Annotated in this window: 17 protein-coding genes and 1 pseudogene; 6 read left to right on the forward strand and 12 right to left on the reverse strand. The window is 54.5% G+C overall.

Features of this window, described 5'->3' with window-relative positions:
* Nucleotides 1–123: 123 nt before the first annotated feature.
* Nucleotides 124–438, reverse strand: coding sequence for a quaternary ammonium compound efflux SMR transporter SugE (sugE, locus tag ABKW30_RS05930; protein ID WP_348597378.1), 315 nt, complete (start codon nucleotides 436–438; stop codon nucleotides 124–126).
* 270 nt (nucleotides 439–708) lie between these two features.
* On the opposite strand from sugE, the gene ABKW30_RS05935 reads away from it, so the two are divergent.
* From ABKW30_RS05935 to ABKW30_RS05945, 3 genes are all read left to right on the forward strand, one after another.
* Nucleotides 709–1,635 carry an adenylate/guanylate cyclase domain-containing protein gene (locus tag ABKW30_RS05935; RefSeq protein WP_348597379.1) on the forward strand — a complete coding sequence of 309 codons (927 nt, stop codon included), beginning with the start codon at nucleotides 709–711 and terminating at the stop codon, nucleotides 1,633–1,635.
* Nucleotides 1,636–1,791: 156 nt separating this feature from the next.
* On the forward strand, nucleotides 1,792–2,802 hold the full coding sequence (locus ABKW30_RS05940) for an NAD(P)-dependent oxidoreductase (RefSeq protein WP_348597381.1): 1,011 nt from the start codon (nucleotides 1,792–1,794) through the stop codon (nucleotides 2,800–2,802).
* 159 nt (nucleotides 2,803–2,961) lie between these two features.
* Entirely contained in the window at nucleotides 2,962–4,113 is a 1,152-nt protein-coding gene (locus ABKW30_RS05945; protein ID WP_348597383.1) for a DUF2778 domain-containing protein, read from the forward strand.
* A gap of 13 nt (nucleotides 4,114–4,126) precedes the next feature.
* Here the strand turns inward: ABKW30_RS05945 and ABKW30_RS05950 are convergent, their stop codons facing one another.
* Nucleotides 4,127–6,862: an autotransporter outer membrane beta-barrel domain-containing protein gene (locus ABKW30_RS05950; RefSeq protein WP_348597384.1), complete on the reverse strand. Its 2,736-nt coding sequence runs from the start codon at nucleotides 6,860–6,862 to the stop codon at nucleotides 4,127–4,129.
* A gap of 167 nt (nucleotides 6,863–7,029) precedes the next feature.
* Nucleotides 7,030–8,235 carry an MFS transporter gene (locus tag ABKW30_RS05955; protein WP_348597385.1) on the reverse strand — a complete coding sequence of 402 codons (1,206 nt, stop codon included), beginning with the start codon at nucleotides 8,233–8,235 and terminating at the stop codon, nucleotides 7,030–7,032.
* Between the two features lie 113 nt (nucleotides 8,236–8,348).
* Here ABKW30_RS05955 and ABKW30_RS05960 point away from each other — a divergent pair, with 113 nt between their 5' ends.
* Nucleotides 8,349–8,936 (forward strand): TetR/AcrR family transcriptional regulator, encoded by a 588-nt coding sequence (locus ABKW30_RS05960; protein ID WP_348597386.1) that lies wholly within the window; start codon nucleotides 8,349–8,351, stop codon nucleotides 8,934–8,936.
* On the opposite strand, the gene ABKW30_RS05965 is transcribed toward ABKW30_RS05960, so the two are convergent.
* Nucleotides 8,933–9,406, reverse strand: a complete 474-nt coding sequence (locus ABKW30_RS05965; RefSeq protein WP_348597388.1) for an NUDIX domain-containing protein — start codon at nucleotides 9,404–9,406, stop codon at nucleotides 8,933–8,935. The genes ABKW30_RS05960 and ABKW30_RS05965 overlap by 4 nt on opposite strands.
* A gap of 189 nt (nucleotides 9,407–9,595) precedes the next feature.
* On the opposite strand from ABKW30_RS05965, the gene ABKW30_RS05970 reads away from it, so the two are divergent.
* On the forward strand, nucleotides 9,596–9,814 hold the full coding sequence (locus tag ABKW30_RS05970) for a DUF2945 domain-containing protein (protein WP_348597389.1): 219 nt from the start codon (nucleotides 9,596–9,598) through the stop codon (nucleotides 9,812–9,814).
* Between the two features lie 59 nt (nucleotides 9,815–9,873).
* On the forward strand, nucleotides 9,874–10,287 hold the full coding sequence (locus ABKW30_RS05975; RefSeq protein WP_348597391.1) for a pyridoxamine 5'-phosphate oxidase family protein: 414 nt from the start codon (nucleotides 9,874–9,876) through the stop codon (nucleotides 10,285–10,287).
* A 61-nt stretch (nucleotides 10,288–10,348) separates the two neighbouring features.
* On the opposite strand, the gene ABKW30_RS05980 is transcribed toward ABKW30_RS05975, so the two are convergent.
* The 8 genes and pseudogenes from ABKW30_RS05980 to ABKW30_RS06015 all read right to left on the reverse strand — a co-directional run bounded on the left by ABKW30_RS05980 (nucleotide 10,349) and on the right by ABKW30_RS06015 (nucleotide 18,968).
* Nucleotides 10,349–12,010 carry an L-lactate permease gene (locus tag ABKW30_RS05980; RefSeq protein WP_348597394.1) on the reverse strand — a complete coding sequence of 554 codons (1,662 nt, stop codon included), beginning with the start codon at nucleotides 12,008–12,010 and terminating at the stop codon, nucleotides 10,349–10,351.
* A gap of 172 nt (nucleotides 12,011–12,182) precedes the next feature.
* Nucleotides 12,183–13,343 carry a DNA replication/repair protein RecF gene (gene recF, locus ABKW30_RS05985; RefSeq protein ID WP_348597395.1) on the reverse strand — a complete coding sequence of 387 codons (1,161 nt, stop codon included), beginning with the start codon at nucleotides 13,341–13,343 and terminating at the stop codon, nucleotides 12,183–12,185.
* A gap of 17 nt (nucleotides 13,344–13,360) precedes the next feature.
* A complete protein-coding gene (gene dnaN / locus ABKW30_RS05990) occupies nucleotides 13,361–14,479 on the reverse strand; it encodes a DNA polymerase III subunit beta (RefSeq protein ID WP_348597397.1) in 1,119 nt (372 codons plus the stop codon).
* A 191-nt stretch (nucleotides 14,480–14,670) separates the two neighbouring features.
* Nucleotides 14,671–14,970, reverse strand: a complete 300-nt coding sequence (locus tag ABKW30_RS05995; protein WP_348597399.1) for a type II toxin-antitoxin system RelE/ParE family toxin — start codon at nucleotides 14,968–14,970, stop codon at nucleotides 14,671–14,673.
* Nucleotides 14,960–15,205, reverse strand: coding sequence for a type II toxin-antitoxin system ParD family antitoxin (locus tag ABKW30_RS06000; protein WP_348597401.1), 246 nt, complete (start codon nucleotides 15,203–15,205; stop codon nucleotides 14,960–14,962). Before ABKW30_RS06000 ends, ABKW30_RS05995 begins: the two co-directional genes overlap by 11 nt.
* Nucleotides 15,206–15,274: 69 nt before the next feature.
* Nucleotides 15,275–16,774, reverse strand: a pseudogene (dnaA, locus tag ABKW30_RS06005) (chromosomal replication initiator protein DnaA); the annotation flags it as partial.
* Nucleotides 16,775–17,704: 930 nt separating this feature from the next.
* On the reverse strand, nucleotides 17,705–17,971 hold the full coding sequence (gene rpsT / locus ABKW30_RS06010; protein ID WP_008122492.1) for a 30S ribosomal protein S20: 267 nt from the start codon (nucleotides 17,969–17,971) through the stop codon (nucleotides 17,705–17,707).
* Between the two features lie 223 nt (nucleotides 17,972–18,194).
* The gene (locus tag ABKW30_RS06015) at nucleotides 18,195–18,968 is read right to left on the reverse strand and encodes an enoyl-CoA hydratase (RefSeq protein ID WP_348597403.1); all 774 of its coding nucleotides are present in this window, start codon (nucleotides 18,966–18,968) and stop codon (nucleotides 18,195–18,197) included.
* Nucleotides 18,969–18,971 lie beyond the last annotated feature (3 nt).

Here is an 18,971-nt window from a genome sequence, read left to right on the forward strand (position 1 = left end):
ATTAATGTTCTGCGTGGTTCGACGAGGCTCACCATGAGGAGAGTTGGCGACCTGCAAGCAACCCACAGTCTTCCTCATGGTGAGCCCCGTCGAACCACGCAAAACGTATGTGCGAATCCAGAGCTAAGCCAGAAACTTCAACCCGCCAATGCCAGCCACGATCAGGCCGATGCAAACCAATCGCACCACTGTTGCGGGTTCACCGAAAATATACATCCCGAGGAGTGCCGTTCCGACTGTTCCGATACCTGTCCACACCGCATAGGCGCTGCCTACAGGCAATTCGCGCAAGGCAAGACCAAGCAGGACCACGCTGATGATCATGCTGCCAGCTGTGAGAACCGAGGGAGTGATCTTGGTAAAACCATCGGTATATTTGAGCCCGATGGCCCAGCCGATTTCGAAGAGACCAGCGGTGATGAGAATAATCCAGGCCATGACGACCATCCTTTTGAACTGTCGGGCCGTCCCGGATTGTCTGAAGCACTGCCATGCAGCGGGAAGGTCGTCCTTCGCGAATTTATTTAAGGGCGGAGAATGAGTTAGGCAAGCCAGCCATGCGATGAGTATTTTTGGTGTTTAACATCAAGGGGAGTGAAGGGCATGAATTTTCCTTCCCACAAGCCGTTGCAGCCTATATTCTCCAGTCGAAATTGCGAGGAACACTCGCCATGACCAGCAAGGCAAAAACCGGGGAGAACGGATGCCATGCCCGAGATGCGTCGCAAGCTGACCACGATCTTTTCAGCAGATGTTCAGGACTACACCCGCATGATGCGGGATGACGAAGAGGGAACGCTCCACACGCTCAAGCACTATCGCGATGCCATGAGCAGGCTGATCGAAGCCCACCACGGCCGCGTCATCAATACGTGGGGCGATGGGTTGATAGCCGAGTTTTCCAGTGTTGTTGAAGCGGTACGTGCTGCCCTTGACGTGCAGACCGAACTTGCCGGCTACAATGCCGACCGTCCGGACGAAACGCGTATGCTGTTTCGCATTGGCATCAATCTTGGCGACGTGATCGTCGAAGGCGACGATATTTACGGCGACGGTGTAAATGTCGCGGCGCGCCTGCAGGCATCGGCTGCCGCCGGTGGCATAGTGATTTCCAATACGGTCTATGATCAGGTGCGCAACAAGCTTGCTGTTGCCTTTGAGTGTCTCGGGCAGCTTCAGGTCAAGAATATTGAAGGCGGCGTTCTCAGCTATGCTGTGCGTATTGGCGGGGAAAAGGCAGCGGCACCCGCGAGACCTTTGGTGGACGAATCCTATCCGGCAGCCGCCAAAGCTGTCGCAAACGGCGGAGTGACCGCACCCAAAAACATAAGCTTCTGGGTGCTGGCAATCATCGCTGCCGGACTTGCCGGCATCAACCTGCTTTCTTGGGATGGCGAGTTCTGGGCCCGTTGGCCGGTTCTCGTTCTGGCGATGTGCGGGGCTCTGTTATGGGCTCGCAGGGCGCAGAATATTGATCGTTCCATTGCCATGCTTGCGATTATCGGCCTGCTTCTCATCGGCATCAATCTCCTTTCCTGGCAGGGCCAATTCTGGGCTGCATGGCCATTGCTTGCCATAGCCGTGATTGGCGGCGTTCGATGGATCACGCGCCAGCGCAGTAGCGTGGGGAGTTGATCAGCAGCATCTTGATGTATGCCGGACCCCACCCATGGCTGATTACGCGGTGGCATAAGAGAAGTGTTCGGCGCTGCCGCAAATCAACGGGCTTGACAAATATCCACCAATACTACCATTAGTAACTTACTAATAGTAGTTTAATGGAGGATAGTCATGGTCGATAACATAAATGCACCGGTTCTTATTTTGGGTGGAACGGGATTTGTAGGTAGCCGGACAGTCAGGACGCTACGGAAACTCTATCCCGATCTGCCGATTGCAATTGCAGGCCGCGATCAGGAGAAAGCCCGCGCGCTGGCGACGGAAGTTGGCAATGCAGGGGCGGTACGGGTTGATATCCGGCGCGCTGATCTCGGTCTTGATGCCGGTGCCGCTTATGCCGCCATTATAGCCATCCTGAAAGAAAACACGCTCAACCCGCTCAAATATGCGCAGACGCAAGGCTTGCCATATCTGAGCATGGCAGATGGTGCCTTCGAGATCGGGCCAGCAGTCGCCTTTCATATGTACAAGCCACAGAGCGCTCCAATCCTGCTTGCCAGCCATTGGATGGCGGGGATGGCGACGCTGCCTGCTCTGCATTTTGCAAAGAAGTTCCGCTCTGTGCACTCCATGCAGATAGCCGTTGTTCTTGATCCAAGCGATATTGGCGGCCCCATGGCCAACGCCGATGTCGAAGAACTCATGCAGAATTCACCGCGTCCGCTGATGCTGGATAATGGTACATGGCGATGGGCGGGCGATGGGCTTTCAAGCCGGAACGTCAAGGACATGACCGGAACCGAAATCGAAGTGCATGGCATGAGCGTTCTTGATGCGTTGAGTCTTGCGGCATCAACCGGCCTCAACTCTGTGCGGTTTGACTACGGCATGGGACAGACTGAAGGCAACCGGAATGGCGGATCGCCCTCGCATGACATGATTATCGAGATCGAAGGCGAGCTAACGACTGGTGACGAAGGCCGTGCGCGGATTGATATCGTTGCTCCGCAAGGAGTATCTGGCCTGACCGCGCTTGGTGTTGTTCTGGGCATTGAGCGATTGCTCGGGCTGTCCGGGGGAGAGCCTGTCGCGCCGGGACTTTATTTCCCCGAGCAGATTATCGAGCCCGCTCATGCAATCCGGCGCCTGACCGAGTTTGGTGGGCAAATTCGTCAGTCTTGATTGCCATCAACCACTTGGTAACCAAGTTTCTTCATTCTCTGTTTTTGTCAGCAATCGCCATTCGGGCATGTGTTTTGCCCTCGGCCTTAATCCTGCCCTGAGGGCAGTGATTTTGCGGGGTGCTGATGTGTTGAGTAAAGAGTTCAGGAAACTTGTATCATGGCGTTTGCAGTCAAGGCGGTCAGGGACGCCAAGCTTCCAGATAAAAAGGGCCGCCAGCGGGGAAATCGATTTATCTCTGCGGCCTTTCTTGTGGGCTTGGGTGTTGCAGGCTCGCTGGGAGCCGTGGTTGCAATTGCCAGCATGCAACACGCATTCATTCCCCATGTTTCGGCAGGCAATGCCAGCTCACCTGTGCGTGCATTTTCTGCCCACTCCGCAGCTTTGGTTGTGTACGATACGACGCAAAAAACACCAAAATATCCGCGCGTACCGGAATTGAAGCAAACTGGCTGGCAGGTCAGCAATATGGATGAGGGGTCTGTCATCGGGCAGAATGGCGAAGTCATTGTCATTACGCCGCCAAAGCCGAAAGTGGTGGTGGCTGCAAAACCGCCGCTTGACCCGGACGCATTCGAAGCGCGTGCCGCCGGTCTTGATACGATGCAGGTTTCGTCAATCTATACGCCTGTTCGCTCATACAGTTCGCTTGATGCACCTGCGCCGGCGGAAATCGTCGCGCTGCAGGAACCCGGCCCTGCTATCGGTACATCGCCGCAGGAGCCATTCAGTCTCGTTCTGGCCGAGACGGATGACGACACGGCAATTCCTTTGCCCGGCATGAGACCGAAGCGCCTCGCCGATGCGGCCAAGCCTGCTCCGCAGGTGATGGCCTATGCGCCGCAGGAAAACAGCATTCAGGATGTCGCTCCGAGCTACAGGCCTGCACCCATGCTGACTGCGCGTGCACGCACAGCGATCTATAGTATCGAGCAGAAAACAGTTTACATGCCGAATGGAGAGCGTCTCGAAGCACATTCCGGCCTCGGGCCGATGCTTGACGATCCCCGCTTCGTGCACAAGAAGATGCGCGGTGCAACGCCGCCACATACATACAAGCTGACCATGCGCGAAGCCCTGTTCCACGGCGTGGAGGCAATAAGGCTCAATCCGGTCGATCCAAGCAAGATTTTTGGACGCGACGGCTTGCTCGCCCATACTTACATGCTGGGCAAGCGCGGCGATTCAAATGGCTGCCTCGTATTCAAGGACTACAAGCGGTTCCTTGCAGCATTCAAACGCGGCGATATCACCCAATTAGTCGTTGTCGCCCGCCTACCGGGCGGGTCGACCAATGTGGCATCACGGTAGGCGTTATCGCCGTCTACCAGCTTATTTTAAGGCTTATGTTGCCTTCGAAGGCCTCACGTTTGTCGCCGTCAATATCGAACGTATAGTCGGCAACAGCAAACGCGCTGACTGACTTGTTGAAGCTGTGGACGATACCACCGCCAAGTTCCAGCGAAGTGTTTTCGCCCTTCGTGACGATGGAGTCGCCGTCGAATTTCACGGTGTCTTCACTCTTGAACGAGTGCCAGAGATTGGCTTTCACGTAGGGCTGAAACAGACCTGCCGATGTCTGGTAATTGCCCTGCAGCCTTGCGCCGACACGGCCTGTCCAGCCATCATCGGCATCGAAGGCAATAGCGGAAAAATCGTCTTCCTGATCATCCAGTGAAATATGCTGCCAGATGATCTGCGCCTGCGGCTCCAGCACCCAGTTGTCGCTGAGCTTGAAAGGATAGCCGCCTTCCAGTGACGCTGTTATGCCGTTGCCGTCAACATCTATGCCGACACCGCGATCAGAGCGTGCAGTGCCGCTGAACCAGCTACCCATGATAACCGCGTCGAGATACCAGTTCGTCGGGCCGATATGGGTCCAATAGGCACCGGCGCTATGAGTATCGGTGTCGATCTTGCCAGTCTTGAGATTATTCCACCCGAGCGCCTGTCCCCGAATGTCGGCATCAAGGGAAGCAAATCCGTAAAACAGGCCCGCGATATCCTTGTGACCGTTCTCATCTTCATGACGCAGGATATCCAGCCCCGCCTGTACTCCCCAGATGGTGCCGTCAATGGTTGGAGAGACAGTGCCGCCCCAACCTTGTTCAACATCTTCACCAAACACCCGCGCCCATGCAGCTGAAGCGATCTCCCCGGGCACCAGAATTTCCTGAGCACCGCGCCGCTCGTGGAATGTGCTGAGCGTGGCTAGGGCAGTCTGGCGCATCGCGGGAAGTGCTGCCGAATAGGTTGGCACCTCGATACGGTAAAGCGGCACCACCTCGCCAGTAACCGGCGTAGCGCCGGGCGTTGGTGGTGTTGCCCCGGGGCCCGGAATTGGCGCGGGATCGCCGGGGATGGGCGGTGCAGGTGGCGGCGGGGTTGGTGCTGGCGCTTCCGGAGGTGGCGGAGGCGCAACGGGCGGTGTTTCACCGGGCTGCACAGGCGGCGACGGGTCAACCGGATCCGGATCGTCCGGATCTACCGGCAGGGGAGGCGCTGGTTCCTCTTGCGGCAGTGGCGGCGGCGGTGACACTTCCGGTTCTTCCGGCTCCACGACCGGGCCGGGGTCGACCGGCGAAGGTGCAGGGGCCGGAGCAGGAGGCTCGGGCACTGTTATCAATGTCGAGCGCAGATACCAGTTCTCTTCGCTGCCATCGCTGATACCACCCTTGAAGAGGTAATATTCATAGGCACCTGCCGCTACAGCGTTGTTCAATGCAAAGGTGTCGCCGGTTGTCGAAGCGCCATTGACCGATTCCACGAGGAGGATGCCGTCCTGTGTGGTACTGGCACCGGTGCCGCCATTGTTGATGACGCTGATGCCTGTCGAGCCGGAGGCAACGCCGCCATCGATGATGAGTTTGTCTGACGTGGAGTTGTCGTCGCCCAGCACGGTATCAAGAAACAGCAGGCCGCCATTGCCTGCATAATTTCCCGCAATACGAAAGCTGTCGCTCGTCCCGGTTCCATTTGTCAGATCAATCCGGCCCGCATTGGTCACATCGACAAGCTGCCCGGCCACAAAGGATGCGATAGCCGAATTTGAACCGCCGGCAAATATGGTGCTGGTTGAATCCACGGAAAAGCTACCCGTCTGCGTACCGGCATCGCCAAGCATCAATGTGCCGTCGAAAGTCAATTCGGTGTCATTGGTTGCCTTTATGCTTTCCCAATTCTGGAAACGTGAAACATTATCCGCCAGCACATTGCTCAAGGCCAACGCATCGTTACCGGCACCGCCGGTAATTTGCGTTGTCGCTCCCATATTAGCGCCGGTGAGGTTGGTGAGCGATGCAATATCATCATCGCCGCCCAGATCGATTGCTCCATAGACGATACCGCCGCTATCCCAGCTGAATGTATCGGTGCCAAAGCTGAGAAGCACGCTGCCGCCAACGCTTCCGCCCGTAATCGTAACGCTGTCAGTGCCGCCGCTAACACTGATATTGCCGCCAATGGTTCCATTGGAAAGGATGATCGTATCATTGCCGAACCCCGCAACAAGGTTGCGATCAATGATGCCACCGGACATGTCGAAGAGATTGTTGTCGAGCTTCATGTTGACGCGTCCGATGCGTCCACCTGTCATGACAGCCCGGTCTCCATCGTCGAATGCATCGATGATGTGTCCACCAGACATAAAGAATGTATCGAGATTATCGCCCTGATTCAGCGAGCCGACTGTCCCACCAGTCATGTTGAAATCATCAACGCCGCTGCCCTGCTGGACATTGCCGGTTATCGTTCCTGCACCGATGGAAACAGTGTCAGCGCCTGCACCAAAAATGACATTGCCGTTGACCGTGCCAGTGCCGCCTTCAGGCATGGTGAGTGTGTTGCTGCCCGTATTATCGGTCAGCCCCGGGCTGGTGCCGCTATCGCAGATATAGGTGCTGTTGCCAGCTGTCGGCGTAAGATCGCATGCTGCTTGTGCAGTTCCGGAAAAAGCAAGAAGTCCAAGTGAGGATGTAGAGACGAGTAGGAAACTGTTTAATATCTTTCCGCGTAATCCATTGGATTTTACAGATTCTTCATGCAGAAATTTCCGAGCCATCTACCTTCCCCCAAGTATGATGCAGTGAAATTCATGCGGGAGGTTAAGTAATACTTTAGTTGTAGACAAGAAAATAATTGAACAAATTCAGGTTAGGCTGGAATGATTGACGAAAAATACGGCAGGAAGGCTTTTTGGCGTCCTGCCGTATTTTTTGATGGCAATAATCAGACGGCGGTTTTGAGTTGTCCATGCGGCCTGGGACTAAATCGAACGCAGAAGACAAATGCTGAGATGAAGGCAATCAGGCCAGAGGCAACGGAAACGTAGAAACCACTGCTTGCGCCATATTCGTCAATGACCCAGCCCGACAGGGAAGAACCCAAGGCCATGCCGATCATAACGCCCGTCATTGCCCACGTAATGCCCTCGGTCAGCTTTGATGCGGGGACGAGACGTTCAATCAGGCCCATTGAGATAATGATCGTGGGAGATACGGCGGCACCCGCCAGAAACAGCGCAATGGAGAGGCCGCCAATGCCGGTGACGATCAGCAGGGGCAGGGTCGTCAGCATGGCAAGGCTGATTGCCAGCAGAAACTGTTTTGCCAACGGCATCCGGAGCTTCAATGCGCCAAATATCAAGCCGACGATCAGCGAACCTGCTGCATAACTTGCAAGCGCAATACCGGCGGCAGCTTTTTGGCCCTGCTCCTCGGCAAAGGCGATGGCTGTAACTTCAGCCGTCCCGAAAAGTGCTCCGATGGCCGCCAGCGTGACAGCGATAATTTGCAGCGATGGCAGGCGGATGACCGAAGAATTGTCCGTGCGGTCCTGCGGATGGATGGCCGGTTCAGTAGATTTCTGGGCAACGAATAATATGCTCCCTACGGCAAGAAACAGGGTGGCTGCAAGCGGCCCTGCCTGCGGGAAGAGGGCAACACTGAGACCGATGGCGATGATCGGACCGACCATGTAGATGATCTCATCTACAACCGACTCAAAGGCGAATGCCGTACGCAGTTGCGGCGTGTCACGGTAGATTTCAGTCCAGCGTGCCCTCACCAGTGCAGTCATGCTGGGCATGAAACCGGCAAGCATGGCAAAAACGAACAGTGTCCAGGCTGGCGCGTTGTAACGCGCTGAAAGCATCAGGCCTGCAAGGGCAAGCACGGTAATCAGGGAAAACACGGGGAGAATGCGGCTTTGGCCGAAACGGTCAACAAGTCGCGATATCTGTGGTGCAACGAGTGCGTTGGACAAGGCAAAGGTGGCAGACACTGCACCGGCGAGCCAATAGGTGCCGTGCGTCTGCGAAACCATGGTGACGATGCCGAGCGTAACCATGCTCAGTGGCAGGCGGGCAATGAAACCGGTAGCGGAGAAAGCCACGCTTCCCGGTGCATTGAAGATTTCCCTGTATGGATTGGTCATAACAGACATCCTTGTTGAAAGGCGCCATTTACATACGTGGCGTATATAAGTGAAATAGTTGCATACGCGGCGTATGTCAACTAATATACGTAATGTATGTAAAAGGAATTCTGATGGCCCATAAACCGCGCAGTGAAATGATTGTCGAAACCCGTGCCAAACTTTTGGCTGCTGCCAGACATGCCTTTGGTACGGTTGGCTATGCGGAAGCCTCAATGGATGATTTCACTTCTTCGGCAGGGCTGACGCGCGGCGCGCTGTATCATCATTTCGGTGATAAAAAGGGGCTGCTTGAGGCCGTTATCAAACAGATCGATACGGAGATGAACGATCGGCTGATCAAGGTGACAGCAAAGGCAACGAGCCGCTGGCAGGGTTATGTCGACGAAAGCGTGGCCTATGTCGAAATGGCGCTGGAGCCGGAAATTCAGCGTATCGTCCTTTTGGATGGGCCCGCTGTTTTGGGCGATCCGGCGAACTGGCCGACGACGAACACCTGTATCCGCTCCATGAGCGAAAGCCTCACACTGCTGCGTGACGAAGGGGCGATAAAGAACGTCGATCCGGAAGCAATGGCGCGCGTTCTCAATGGCGCGCTGACCCATGCTGCATTGTGGATTGCCAACTCTGCGGAACCGGAAGCAACATCCCGGCAGGCCGTGAAAGCGGTACGGCAACTGCTTGACGGCTTGCGCGCCTAACCCTTGGATTGGCCTTTGATAAGAAGGTGCCGGACGGGACTACGGCTCACGAATTCAGCCCTGACATGCTTGAGAACATGGCGCTGACCGGCAAAGGGAACCATGCCCAGAGCATCTTCAAATGAAACCCAACGAAACTCGCTGTGCTCGTCATTGATAATGACGTCAGCTTGTGATCCCACGAAACCGACAAAAACAGGCAGCAGGCTGATGGCATCACGGTCAGCTTCATAGAACTGCTCGCAAATATCGGCTGAGTAAAAGCTGGTGCATTCGAGGCCGGTTTCTTCCCGTACTTCGCGAAGACCAGCCTCCCAAGCCTTCTCGCCATCTTCGATTGCACCGGCAATCTGGCACCACTCGCCAACCAGTGTGTGGTTTCTGCGCAGCAACAATATCTCTGTCTGGTTACCGGTTTGCCGCAGGAGCACCACAGATACAGCTGAGCATCGGATGGGAATATCCGTCATTTAAGTATCGCCTTTCAAACTCTAACACCCGACGAAAGCCCGCGGCCACCCGGGGGCATCATCCCTTTTGACGTGAAACGCGGACAAGATAAGCACGTGTATCGTCGATAGGCTCCGGTTATCAAGATGCGTTGATGGAACCTTTCGAGCTGGTGTGGCTTTGGGCCAGAGATGAGGGTAGGAAGGACCATGACGAAATTCTACAACGGCAACATGGTTGAATGGGATTGGGGCAAGGGCACTGGCACCGGCAAAATTGTCCACACATTCACCAGCAATGTAACGCGCAAAATCAAAGGCGCGGAAGTCACGCGCAAGGCAACCAAGGATGACCCTGCCTATCTGATAGAGCAGGAGAATGGCGACAAGGTTCTGAAAAGCGGGTCAGAGCTTAAAGCCGCTGGTTAGTGATTGAACTAAAATCTGCCCGGCGCGTTGCCCTTTATCAAAGAAAAAGGGAGCAAGCCATGAACAAGAATATTTCCTATCTCGCCGGGAAGATGCGCGACATCGATATTTGCATGTTGATGACGCACACAAAAAATGGTGCCATTGCCGGACGCCCGATGAGCAATAATCGCGACGTTGATTATGACGGCGATTCCTATTTTTTTACCTGGGATGATGCGCACATGGTTTCCGATATTGGTGGGAATTCCAAGGTTGCGCTGACGTTTCAGGGAGAGAAAGCCTTTGCGATTTTTCTCGAAGGCAAAGCTGAGATTATCAAGGACAAGAAGGAATTCGAGGAGCATTGGACGCCGGATCTCAATGATTGGTTCAAGGATGGTGTCGATACAAAAGGTCTGGCGATGATCAAGGTTCATGCCGACCGCGCCCACTATTGGGATGGCGAGGAAGAAGGCGAAATAAAAATCTAGCCTCTGGAAACGAAAAAGCGCAGCCATGGCTGCGCATTTTCAATGCCTTGTTCCGCCGGGATCAGGGCGGCGTCACGATCATCCATGTAAAGACGTAAGCCTGCAGCATGACAAGAATGCCGACCAGACAGGCCAGCACGATGGAGTGCTTGAAGACAAACCGCAGGATAGTGCCTTCATGGCCGTACCAGTTGGTTGCTGTCGATGCGACAACGATGGACTGCGCATCGATCATCTTGCCCATGACACCGCCAGAGGAATTGGCAGCGCCCATGAGGATCGGCGAGAGGCCGAGTTGCTCGGAGGTGATCTTCTGCAGATTGCCGAACAGCACATTGGATGCCGTGTCGGAGCCTGTGAGCGCCACCCCGAGCCAGCCCAGCAAAGTACCGAAGAACGGATAAAGCACTCCGGTCGTAGCGAAGGCAAGCCCGAGGGTAGCATCTATGCCGGACAGCCGTGTGAGCGTTCCGATTGCCAGCATTGCGGAAATGGTGATCAGCGAATAGGAGCAGAGCTTGAGCGTGCGGCCATAGCTGCGGATAAGCTCAAGCGGTGTATAGCCCATGAGAAAGCCGGAAACGATTGCGGCAATCAGCATGCCGGAACCAGTGTATGACAGCCAGGTAAAGGCGAATATTGCCTTCTCCGGGGTTGGTGTCGCGGCAATAGGCGCGACTTTCATGATCTGCTCATTGAGACCGGGAACAGCGTAGTTCCATGTGGCCCAAGGATTGACCATACCTTTGAACCAGTCTGTGCCCCACAGCAGAAGCACTGCGCAGACGATGATCCACGGCGTCAGCGATGCCCATACTTCGGCTCGGGTCGGTTCTTTCTTTGATTGTTTTACCGGCGGAATCTGACTTGCCGAATCGTCCCGGATACGCAGGGCGGTCGACGTCCAGATGACCTTTGGCTGCCATATCCGCAGGAAACCAATGAGACAGGCCATGGAGATCAAGGATGCTCCGATATCGACGATCCACGGATTGACATAGTTGGAGATGAGGAATTGCGGTATGGCGAAGGATAGACCCGTAACCAGAATGGCAGGCCAGACTTCCTTCATGCCCTTATAGCCCGCAAAGGCCCAGACAACCCAGAAGGGGATTATTACCGAAAAGAACGGCAATTGCCGTCCCACCATTGCACCGAGCAGAAAGGGATCAATGCCGGTGACGCTGGAAAGACCAAGTATCGGGGTACCAAGTGCACCATAGGCGACGGGCGCAGTGTTGGCGATAAGAGACAGGCCGGATGCCGCAAGGGGCGAAAAACCGAGACCAATAAGGATGGCAGCTGTCACGGCGACCGGCGTTCCGAAGCCGGACGCACCTTCAAAGAAAGCGCCGAAGGAGAAAGCGATAAGCAGAATCTGCAATCTCCGGTCGCGTGTCACGCCGCCGATCGTGTTTTGCAGGGTTTCGAACACGCCCTTTTCCACCGTCAGGCGGTAGAGGAATATGATATTAAGAACGATCCAGCCGATCGGGAAAAGGCCGGTAATTACCCCGAGCAGTGAGGCGCGCAGCGACAGGTCAGCCGGCATGGTGAAAATATAAATTGCCACCAGATTTGCAGCGATAAGCGCAATAATCGCTGCAAAGTGTACCTTGACCTTGTTTGAGGCGATCAGCGCAAGCAGGATGACGACAGGTATGGCCGCAGCCAGCGTCGACAGAACAGCATTATCAAAGGGATTATAGACCTGATTCCACATAATGAATGCTCTCCCATCATTAATATATGTGTCAGATTCCCTCAGTAGTTACGCGATAATGAGATATTGCAAGCAGAAGTTGTAAGCAGATAGGCGCAGAGCGCGTTAATCCACTTGATTTAGATGCTTGGGTAAAGATTACGGCGTGATGTCATGCAAATTGGCGAATTGGCTACGAGCCAGTTACTTCGCCATGGGACACATCGAAGAACTGCGCGCGGCCTTCCAGGCTCTTGAACAGGGCCTTGTCAGTGCCGGTCATGAAAGCCTGACCACCCAGTTCCTCGATGATATCGAATAGCGCGGCGCGGCGTCCCTCATCGAGATGTGCAGCGATTTCATCAAGCAACAGAATTGGTGCAATACCCGCCAATTCGCCTGTGAGGCGCGCATGGGAGAGGATCAGCCCGATAAGAAGCGCTTTCTGCTCGCCGGTGGAGCAAAGCTCGGCAGGCATGGATTTGGGCCGGTGCCGAACGAGAAGATCGGATCGGTGCGGTCCATCCAGCGTACGACCGGCTGCCCGGTCTCTTGCACGGCCATCATGCAAGGCGCGCCGAAACGTTTCCTCTACATCCGTTGCGGCCTCAATGCCGACACGCTGCTCCAACTCGCCTTCAAGCAGGCAGTCCGCCTTGGGGAAGGGTGTATCGTCCGGCATACGTTCAATCATGCCATTGATGAGACGCATAAGCTCTGCCCGTGCCGCCGCTATAGCTATACCAAGCTCGGCCATCGGCGTTTCTATAGCGTCGAGCCACGCATCGTTACCGCGCTCTTCCGTAAGCAGTCGGTTACGGCTTCGCATGGACTTCTCATAATCAAGAACGCGTTTGCCGTGAGCCGGATCAATAGCAAGAACCATGCGGTCGAGAAAGCGGCGCCTGTCAGCAGCAGGGCCGGTAAACAGGCCATCCATGGCCGGGACCAGCCAGAGAATGCGCGAATATTCCAGAAGATCGTCAGCGCTGGCCGTTACACCATTAACGCGAACACGGCGGGCATTGTCCCCGGGAACATTTCCGGCAAGTCCCGTTCCAATATCGACAGAACCTTCCGCCGTATCAATGGCCGCATGGATGGCAAAACCATCAGGCGCGTTATTACGGGTGACGTCCGTATAAGTTGCGCGACGCAGCCCGCGACCTGGCGAAAGAAAGGAAATCGCTTCGAGAAGATTGGTCTTACCCGCACCATTCTCGCCGGTCAGCACGACATGCGAAGGCGCAAGCCGTAAGGACAGGCTTTCATAATTACGAAAATTGCTGAGCTTCAGCCTGCCAATGGAAACACGAGCTGGCTTGCCCGCGTCCATAGTGGGATCATCGGCCATGTTGATCTAAGCTGGGTCTAGACCCGCATCGGCATGAGCACATAAAGCGCATTCTCATCGCCAGTATCGCGCACCAGCGTTGGCGAACCCGCATCGGCAAGCATGAAGATCGCTTCAGAACCGGTCAGTTGTGCAGTGATATCGAGCAGATACTTGGCGTTGAAACCTATTTCGATTGCATCTGAATCATAGTCAGCAGCCAGTTCGTCTGTAGCGCTGCCCGAATCCGGATTATTAACGGTAAGCGTAACCTGACCTTCCGCGATTGTCAGCTTGACTGCCCGCCCGCGTTCGCTCGAAATCGTCGAGACGCGATCAACAGCCGCCGCAAAACTTTGACGATCAATCGTCAGCTTTTTGTCGTTGCCGGAAGGAATGACGCGCTGATAATCCGGGAATGTGCCGTCGATCAGCTTGGATGTCAGAACCACAGAGCCGATCGTGAAGCGAATCTTAGTTTCCGATAGTTCGACTGTGACAACGACATCCGGATCATCGACCAGCTTTTGCAGTTCGGCCACGGTCTTGCGTGGAATGATGATGCCGGGCATGCCTTCGCTGCCTGCCGGAGCCTCGAGTTCGGCGCGGGCAAGGCGATGTCCATCCGTTGCAACTGCGCGAAGCTTCAAAGCGCCATCGCTTTCAATGGCATGGAAATATATGCCGTTGAGATAATAACGGGTTTCTTCGGTGGAAATGGCAAACTGCGTGCGGTCGATCAGGCCCTTCAAGGCGCTCGATGGCAGGCGGAACGTATGTGTGAACGTACCTGCGGTAAGTTCAGGGAAATCCGATTGCGGCAGGCACTGAAGGCGGAAGCTTGAACGACCGGAAGTGACCGCCATGGAGTTGCCGTCAGTATTGGTCGCGAGCATGACTTCCGCGCCATCGGGCAGCTTGCGCACGATATCATAAAGCAGATGTGCAGGAACTGTTGTTGCTCCTGCCTGCTCGATCTGGGCAGCAGTGGCTTCCGTCACTTCAAGGTCAAGATCGGTAGCCTTCAACGCCAGGCTGGCACCATCGGCGTGCAACAAAACATTCGACAGGATCGGAATGGTGTTACGCCGTTCGACCACACGATGGACATGGTTGAGCGACTTCAGAAGGTTGGAACGTTCAAGAGTTACACGCATGATAAACCGGTCTCACTGACTTTTGCCAAACGATAGCGTCTGGTGGTGGGGAGGCATTCCCCTTGGGTCAAGCAAATTGGCAGAAAACAGACGTAAAAAGCAAGCCTGCGGGGAAGAACACGCGTCCTCGCCGCAGGCTTTCTGTTGATAAGCTGTGGCCTACGGCTTTGACTCATAAATGGACTGCTGTTCTACAGGTGGCGATTCACATCCATTCGTTGATGCAACACGCGAATAATGGCGATTTCAGCATCCAGTAACTTGTAATATATGACATGAGAGCCAACCGCGTGTTTGAAATAACCTTCGCGTATGTCGACTGGGCACCCCGTCCTCCGCGCCTTGGCTAAAGCAGAAAAGCTTTCAATGATTGTGATATGGTAGGTATCAGCCTGTTTTGCTGACCAGTTTTCGAAGGTATAGAGCCAGATATTCTCAAGGTCATTTTCTGCTAAGGGTGAAAGTTTATACCCAGCGGATTTATCCGCCATGTGTAGCGCGCATTCTTTTAAGAAAAGCATCATTGTCAAAGTTAGTCAGAGGGCCGGATTCTTCACCGGCAATCAAGGCATCTTTTAATGCGCTGACTTTAGCCTCGTGATCTTCAAGCAAGCGTAATGCGGCACGAACAACATCGCTGGTTGAGCCGTATCGCCCGGTTTGTACCTGACTATCAATGAATGAAACGAAATGATCGCCAAGCGATATTGACGTGTTGCGACCCATGAACCTTTTTCTCCGTGACGAGTACCAATATTTAATATTTATTGGTACTCGTCAAGAAAATCACGCTGCTTATTGCGCCTGATCGTTGATGAGGCGCTTGAGCAGTTCCAGTTCCTGCGACAGTTTTTGATCTTTGCCGACAATATCCTCGATCTTGCGCACCGCATGAAGAACCGTCGTGTGGTCACGTCCACCAAAGCGGCGGCCAATCTCCGGAAGTGAGCGCGGGGTCAGCATTTTGGCAAGGTACATGGCGATCTGGCGGGGCTTGACGATGGTGCGCGTGCGCCGGTTCGACAGGAGGTCCTGCTTGGAGACGTTGTAGTGACGCGAAACGATGCGCTGGATTTCTTCGATACGTATACGCTTGGCTTCACCGCCGCGCATCAGATGGCTTAAAAGCTCATCGACGCGATCAACCGAGAGGTTTGGTTCGAAAGTCTGGCGGAACAGGAGCTGGTTGAAAGCCCCTTCAAGCTCACGGCCGCTGCCGGTGACAGAGCGTGCAACGTGATCAAGAATTTCCGGAGTAATGTCCAGTGACTTGTCTTCAGCCTGCGCCGCTACAAGCCGGCGCTGGAGAATTTCAAGACGCATCGCATAGTCTGGCGAGATCATTTCAAGAGCTACACCGCCCTGAAGGCGCGAACGAACGCGTGGATCAAGCGATTCCAGTTCCGATGGCGGACGATCTGCGGCGACGACAACCTGCTTGGCGCTGTCGAGCAGCGTGTTGATAAGATGGCAGAACTCATGCTGGATCGATTTACCCTGCAGGAACTGCATGTCGTCAATGATCAGAAGGTCGATATCGCGCAACTGCTCCTTGAAGGACAGGGCATTGTTGTCCCGAATGGCGGTCGCAAAGCGCCACATGAAGTATTCAGCGGTCAAATAGACAACGCGCGCCCGTTCCGGGCGCTTCAACGCTTCTGCGGCAATGGCTTGCAGGAGATGCGTCTTGCCGAGGCCGACCGAAGCGTGAATGAATAGCGGATTAAAGCGGACAGCACTGGCACCGGCATCGGCGATTGTGCGCGCAGCGGCAAGAGCGACGCGGTTCGGCGTGCCATCGACAAAGGTGTCGAACGTATAACGCGGGTCCAGCGGGGAGCCGAAAACCGCATTTTGCGCACGATCCGCGAAATGTGCGGGTGCTTTCTTGTCGGACCCATGGTTGCCGACAGGGAAGACCGGCTTTTCGCGGGCAAACCCGGACTTGTCACCACCAAGGCGGTCGGCGCCCGGGGATTCAGCACGCATTGCGCTTTCTTCGCAGGCGGGACGGACTGCCGCCCGGCTTGCGCTGCGGAAAACGATCTCGACTTTCAGAACCTGCTCGTCCTCTTCGCGCCAAAGCGCGGCAATCATGTCGGCATAATGATTGTTGATCCACGACCGGAGAAATGCAGTGGGGACAGACAGACGGACTATGCTCTTGGATGTTTCATCCAGCTTCAGACGGCCAAACCAGCTTGAATAGACTTCGCTTCCCAGTTTTGCCTTAAGCTTGAGTTTGACACGCTCAAAAATCGCTTCGCCCGGACTGGTGGCTATCTCCATAGATTTCCCCTCACCCATGTGGAGCGGGACCATGGCTGCTTTTGCGCCGTTTTCCATTATTCCGCTGTTCATTGTCATTCGCCTCATCCTGAAAATATGTATCGGGTCTTTTTGTTCTGCCCGTGGTTTTTTCGTGCAGGCTTGCGCCGCACAGTGATTTCAGACGTTCCACCCCCGCGAAACTGTCTGATTGCTTATTCAAGCTAGTGATTGGAGTTTGAGACGCTGACACATATTTGAAATGAGGACCCGTACTGCGAATTTCCTATCAATGTCACCGTTCTATCCTTCTCAAGTTTTGAGCGCGACAAGACTCACGCCCGGCTCGCGCCAGCGTCGTCAACGCCCTCGTTTTATGAAATGACCCAAATCTGCTAGACTTGAGTGCTGACAAAAACTACCCGTTACGCAAACCAGAAATCTGCGTTCGCAACCAAAATTTCATAAGCCTGTTAATTGGGTTTTTCCCACCCCGTCGATGTCTGGACCTTACAAAAACCTTTGCAGGAAGGGCAAGTGCGCTTCCCACGATTTTTGATGAAGTAAGGGTTAACAGATTTTCATTTTTTTTAACTGTTACCGGGGCGAGCAGGAAAAAGTGTTCGGATTCAAAGCCTTTTTTAGGCCTCACATTTTGTTGCAGTGCGGAGTCTGGCAGGCAAAAAAAAATAATAAATATTCGCTTGACAGTAGCTATGGCCGAAGAATCCGGAGCTCTCCTTGGAGCCAATGAACCTACCTTCTCTAAGCCATTGAAAATAAAAGAAAAAGAGTGGCTGTCGCTTTCTGTCTTACATTGGTTATGACAACCATATGACGGGCGGGGGGCGTTCCGTATTCTTTTCCTCAGGAAACGAATTTATTCCCAGAAAATTGATAATAAAAAAACCCGGCTAAGAAAATAGCCGGGTTTTTAAAGGGTAATGTAGAATGACTTTAAGCAGTCATGCCCTTCAGGCGCGAAGATAGACGCGAAACCTTGCGGGAAGCAGTGTTCTTGTGAAACACACCCTTCGACGCTGCGCGCATCACTTCTGGCTCCACTGCCTTGAAGGCAAGTGCAGCAGCTGCCTGATCGCCACTTGCTACCGCATCTTCGAACTTACGAAGGAAGGTACGCACGCGCGAACGGCGGGACTTGTTTACTTCGGTGCGGGCTTCGATCTTACGCGCCGCTTTCTTGGCCGAAGGAGTGTTGGCCATGATGCCTCTCTTTTCTGTCAGCTAATCGACAGCTTCAGGCTGTCGTCACAAAATAATAGGGCGGCCGAGGGCCACCGAACGTTGACGGGCTTATAGATGACGTTTGCTTTTGCGTCAACTTGGAATCTGTGGAGAGTTTCCGCAAATTCGCATCGCCCCGCCCGACAGGCTTTTCGGCGACCGGCATGACGCCATCTGAGCCTGTCAAACAATCATTACAGTCTTATCTGTCCTTGAAGTTGGCCGTCCGTTTTTCGGCAAAGGCGGCCATGCCTTCTTTCTGGTCTTCCAGTGCAAACATTGAATGGAACACGCGGCGCTCGAAACGCAGCCCTTCAGTCAGCGTTGTCTCATAGGAGCGGTTCACGGTCTCCTTCGTCATCATGACGACGGGCAAGGAGAAGGATGCGATCTTCTGAGCAGCCTTCAAGGCTTCCTCGACCAGCTCGTTTGCGGGAACCACGCGGGAAACCAAGCCGCTGCGTTCCGCCTCGCTGGCATCCATCATGCGGCCGGTCAGGCACATATCCATGGCTTTGGACTTGCCGACGAAGCGCGTCAGCCGCTGTGAGCCGCCCATGCCGGGCATGACACCCAGCGTAATCTCCGGTTGGCCAAATTTGGCCGTATCTGCGGCAATGATGAAATCGCACATCATGGCAAGTTCGCAGCCACCGCCCAGCGCATAGCCCGCAACCGCAGCGATCATCGGTTTGCGGATGCTGGTCACACGTTCCCAACCACTGAAGAAATCGCCGGTATAGGCGTCGGCAAACTGCAAGGTCTGCATTTCCTTGATGTCGGCACCGGCGGCAAATGCTTTTTCGGAACCGGTGATGACTATAGCGCCGATTCGGGCGTTTTTCTCGAAGAGTTCGAGCGCAGTAATCAATTCTGCCAGCAAGGCGGAGTTCAGCGCATTGAGCGCTTTTGGGCGATTGAGCTGGATAAACCCAACCTTCTCGCGCGTCTCCACGATGATGTTTTCATAAGCCATAAG

Source organism: Phyllobacterium sp. SB3 (assembly GCF_040009165.1).
Classification (GTDB): Bacteria; Pseudomonadota; Alphaproteobacteria; order Rhizobiales; family Rhizobiaceae; genus Phyllobacterium.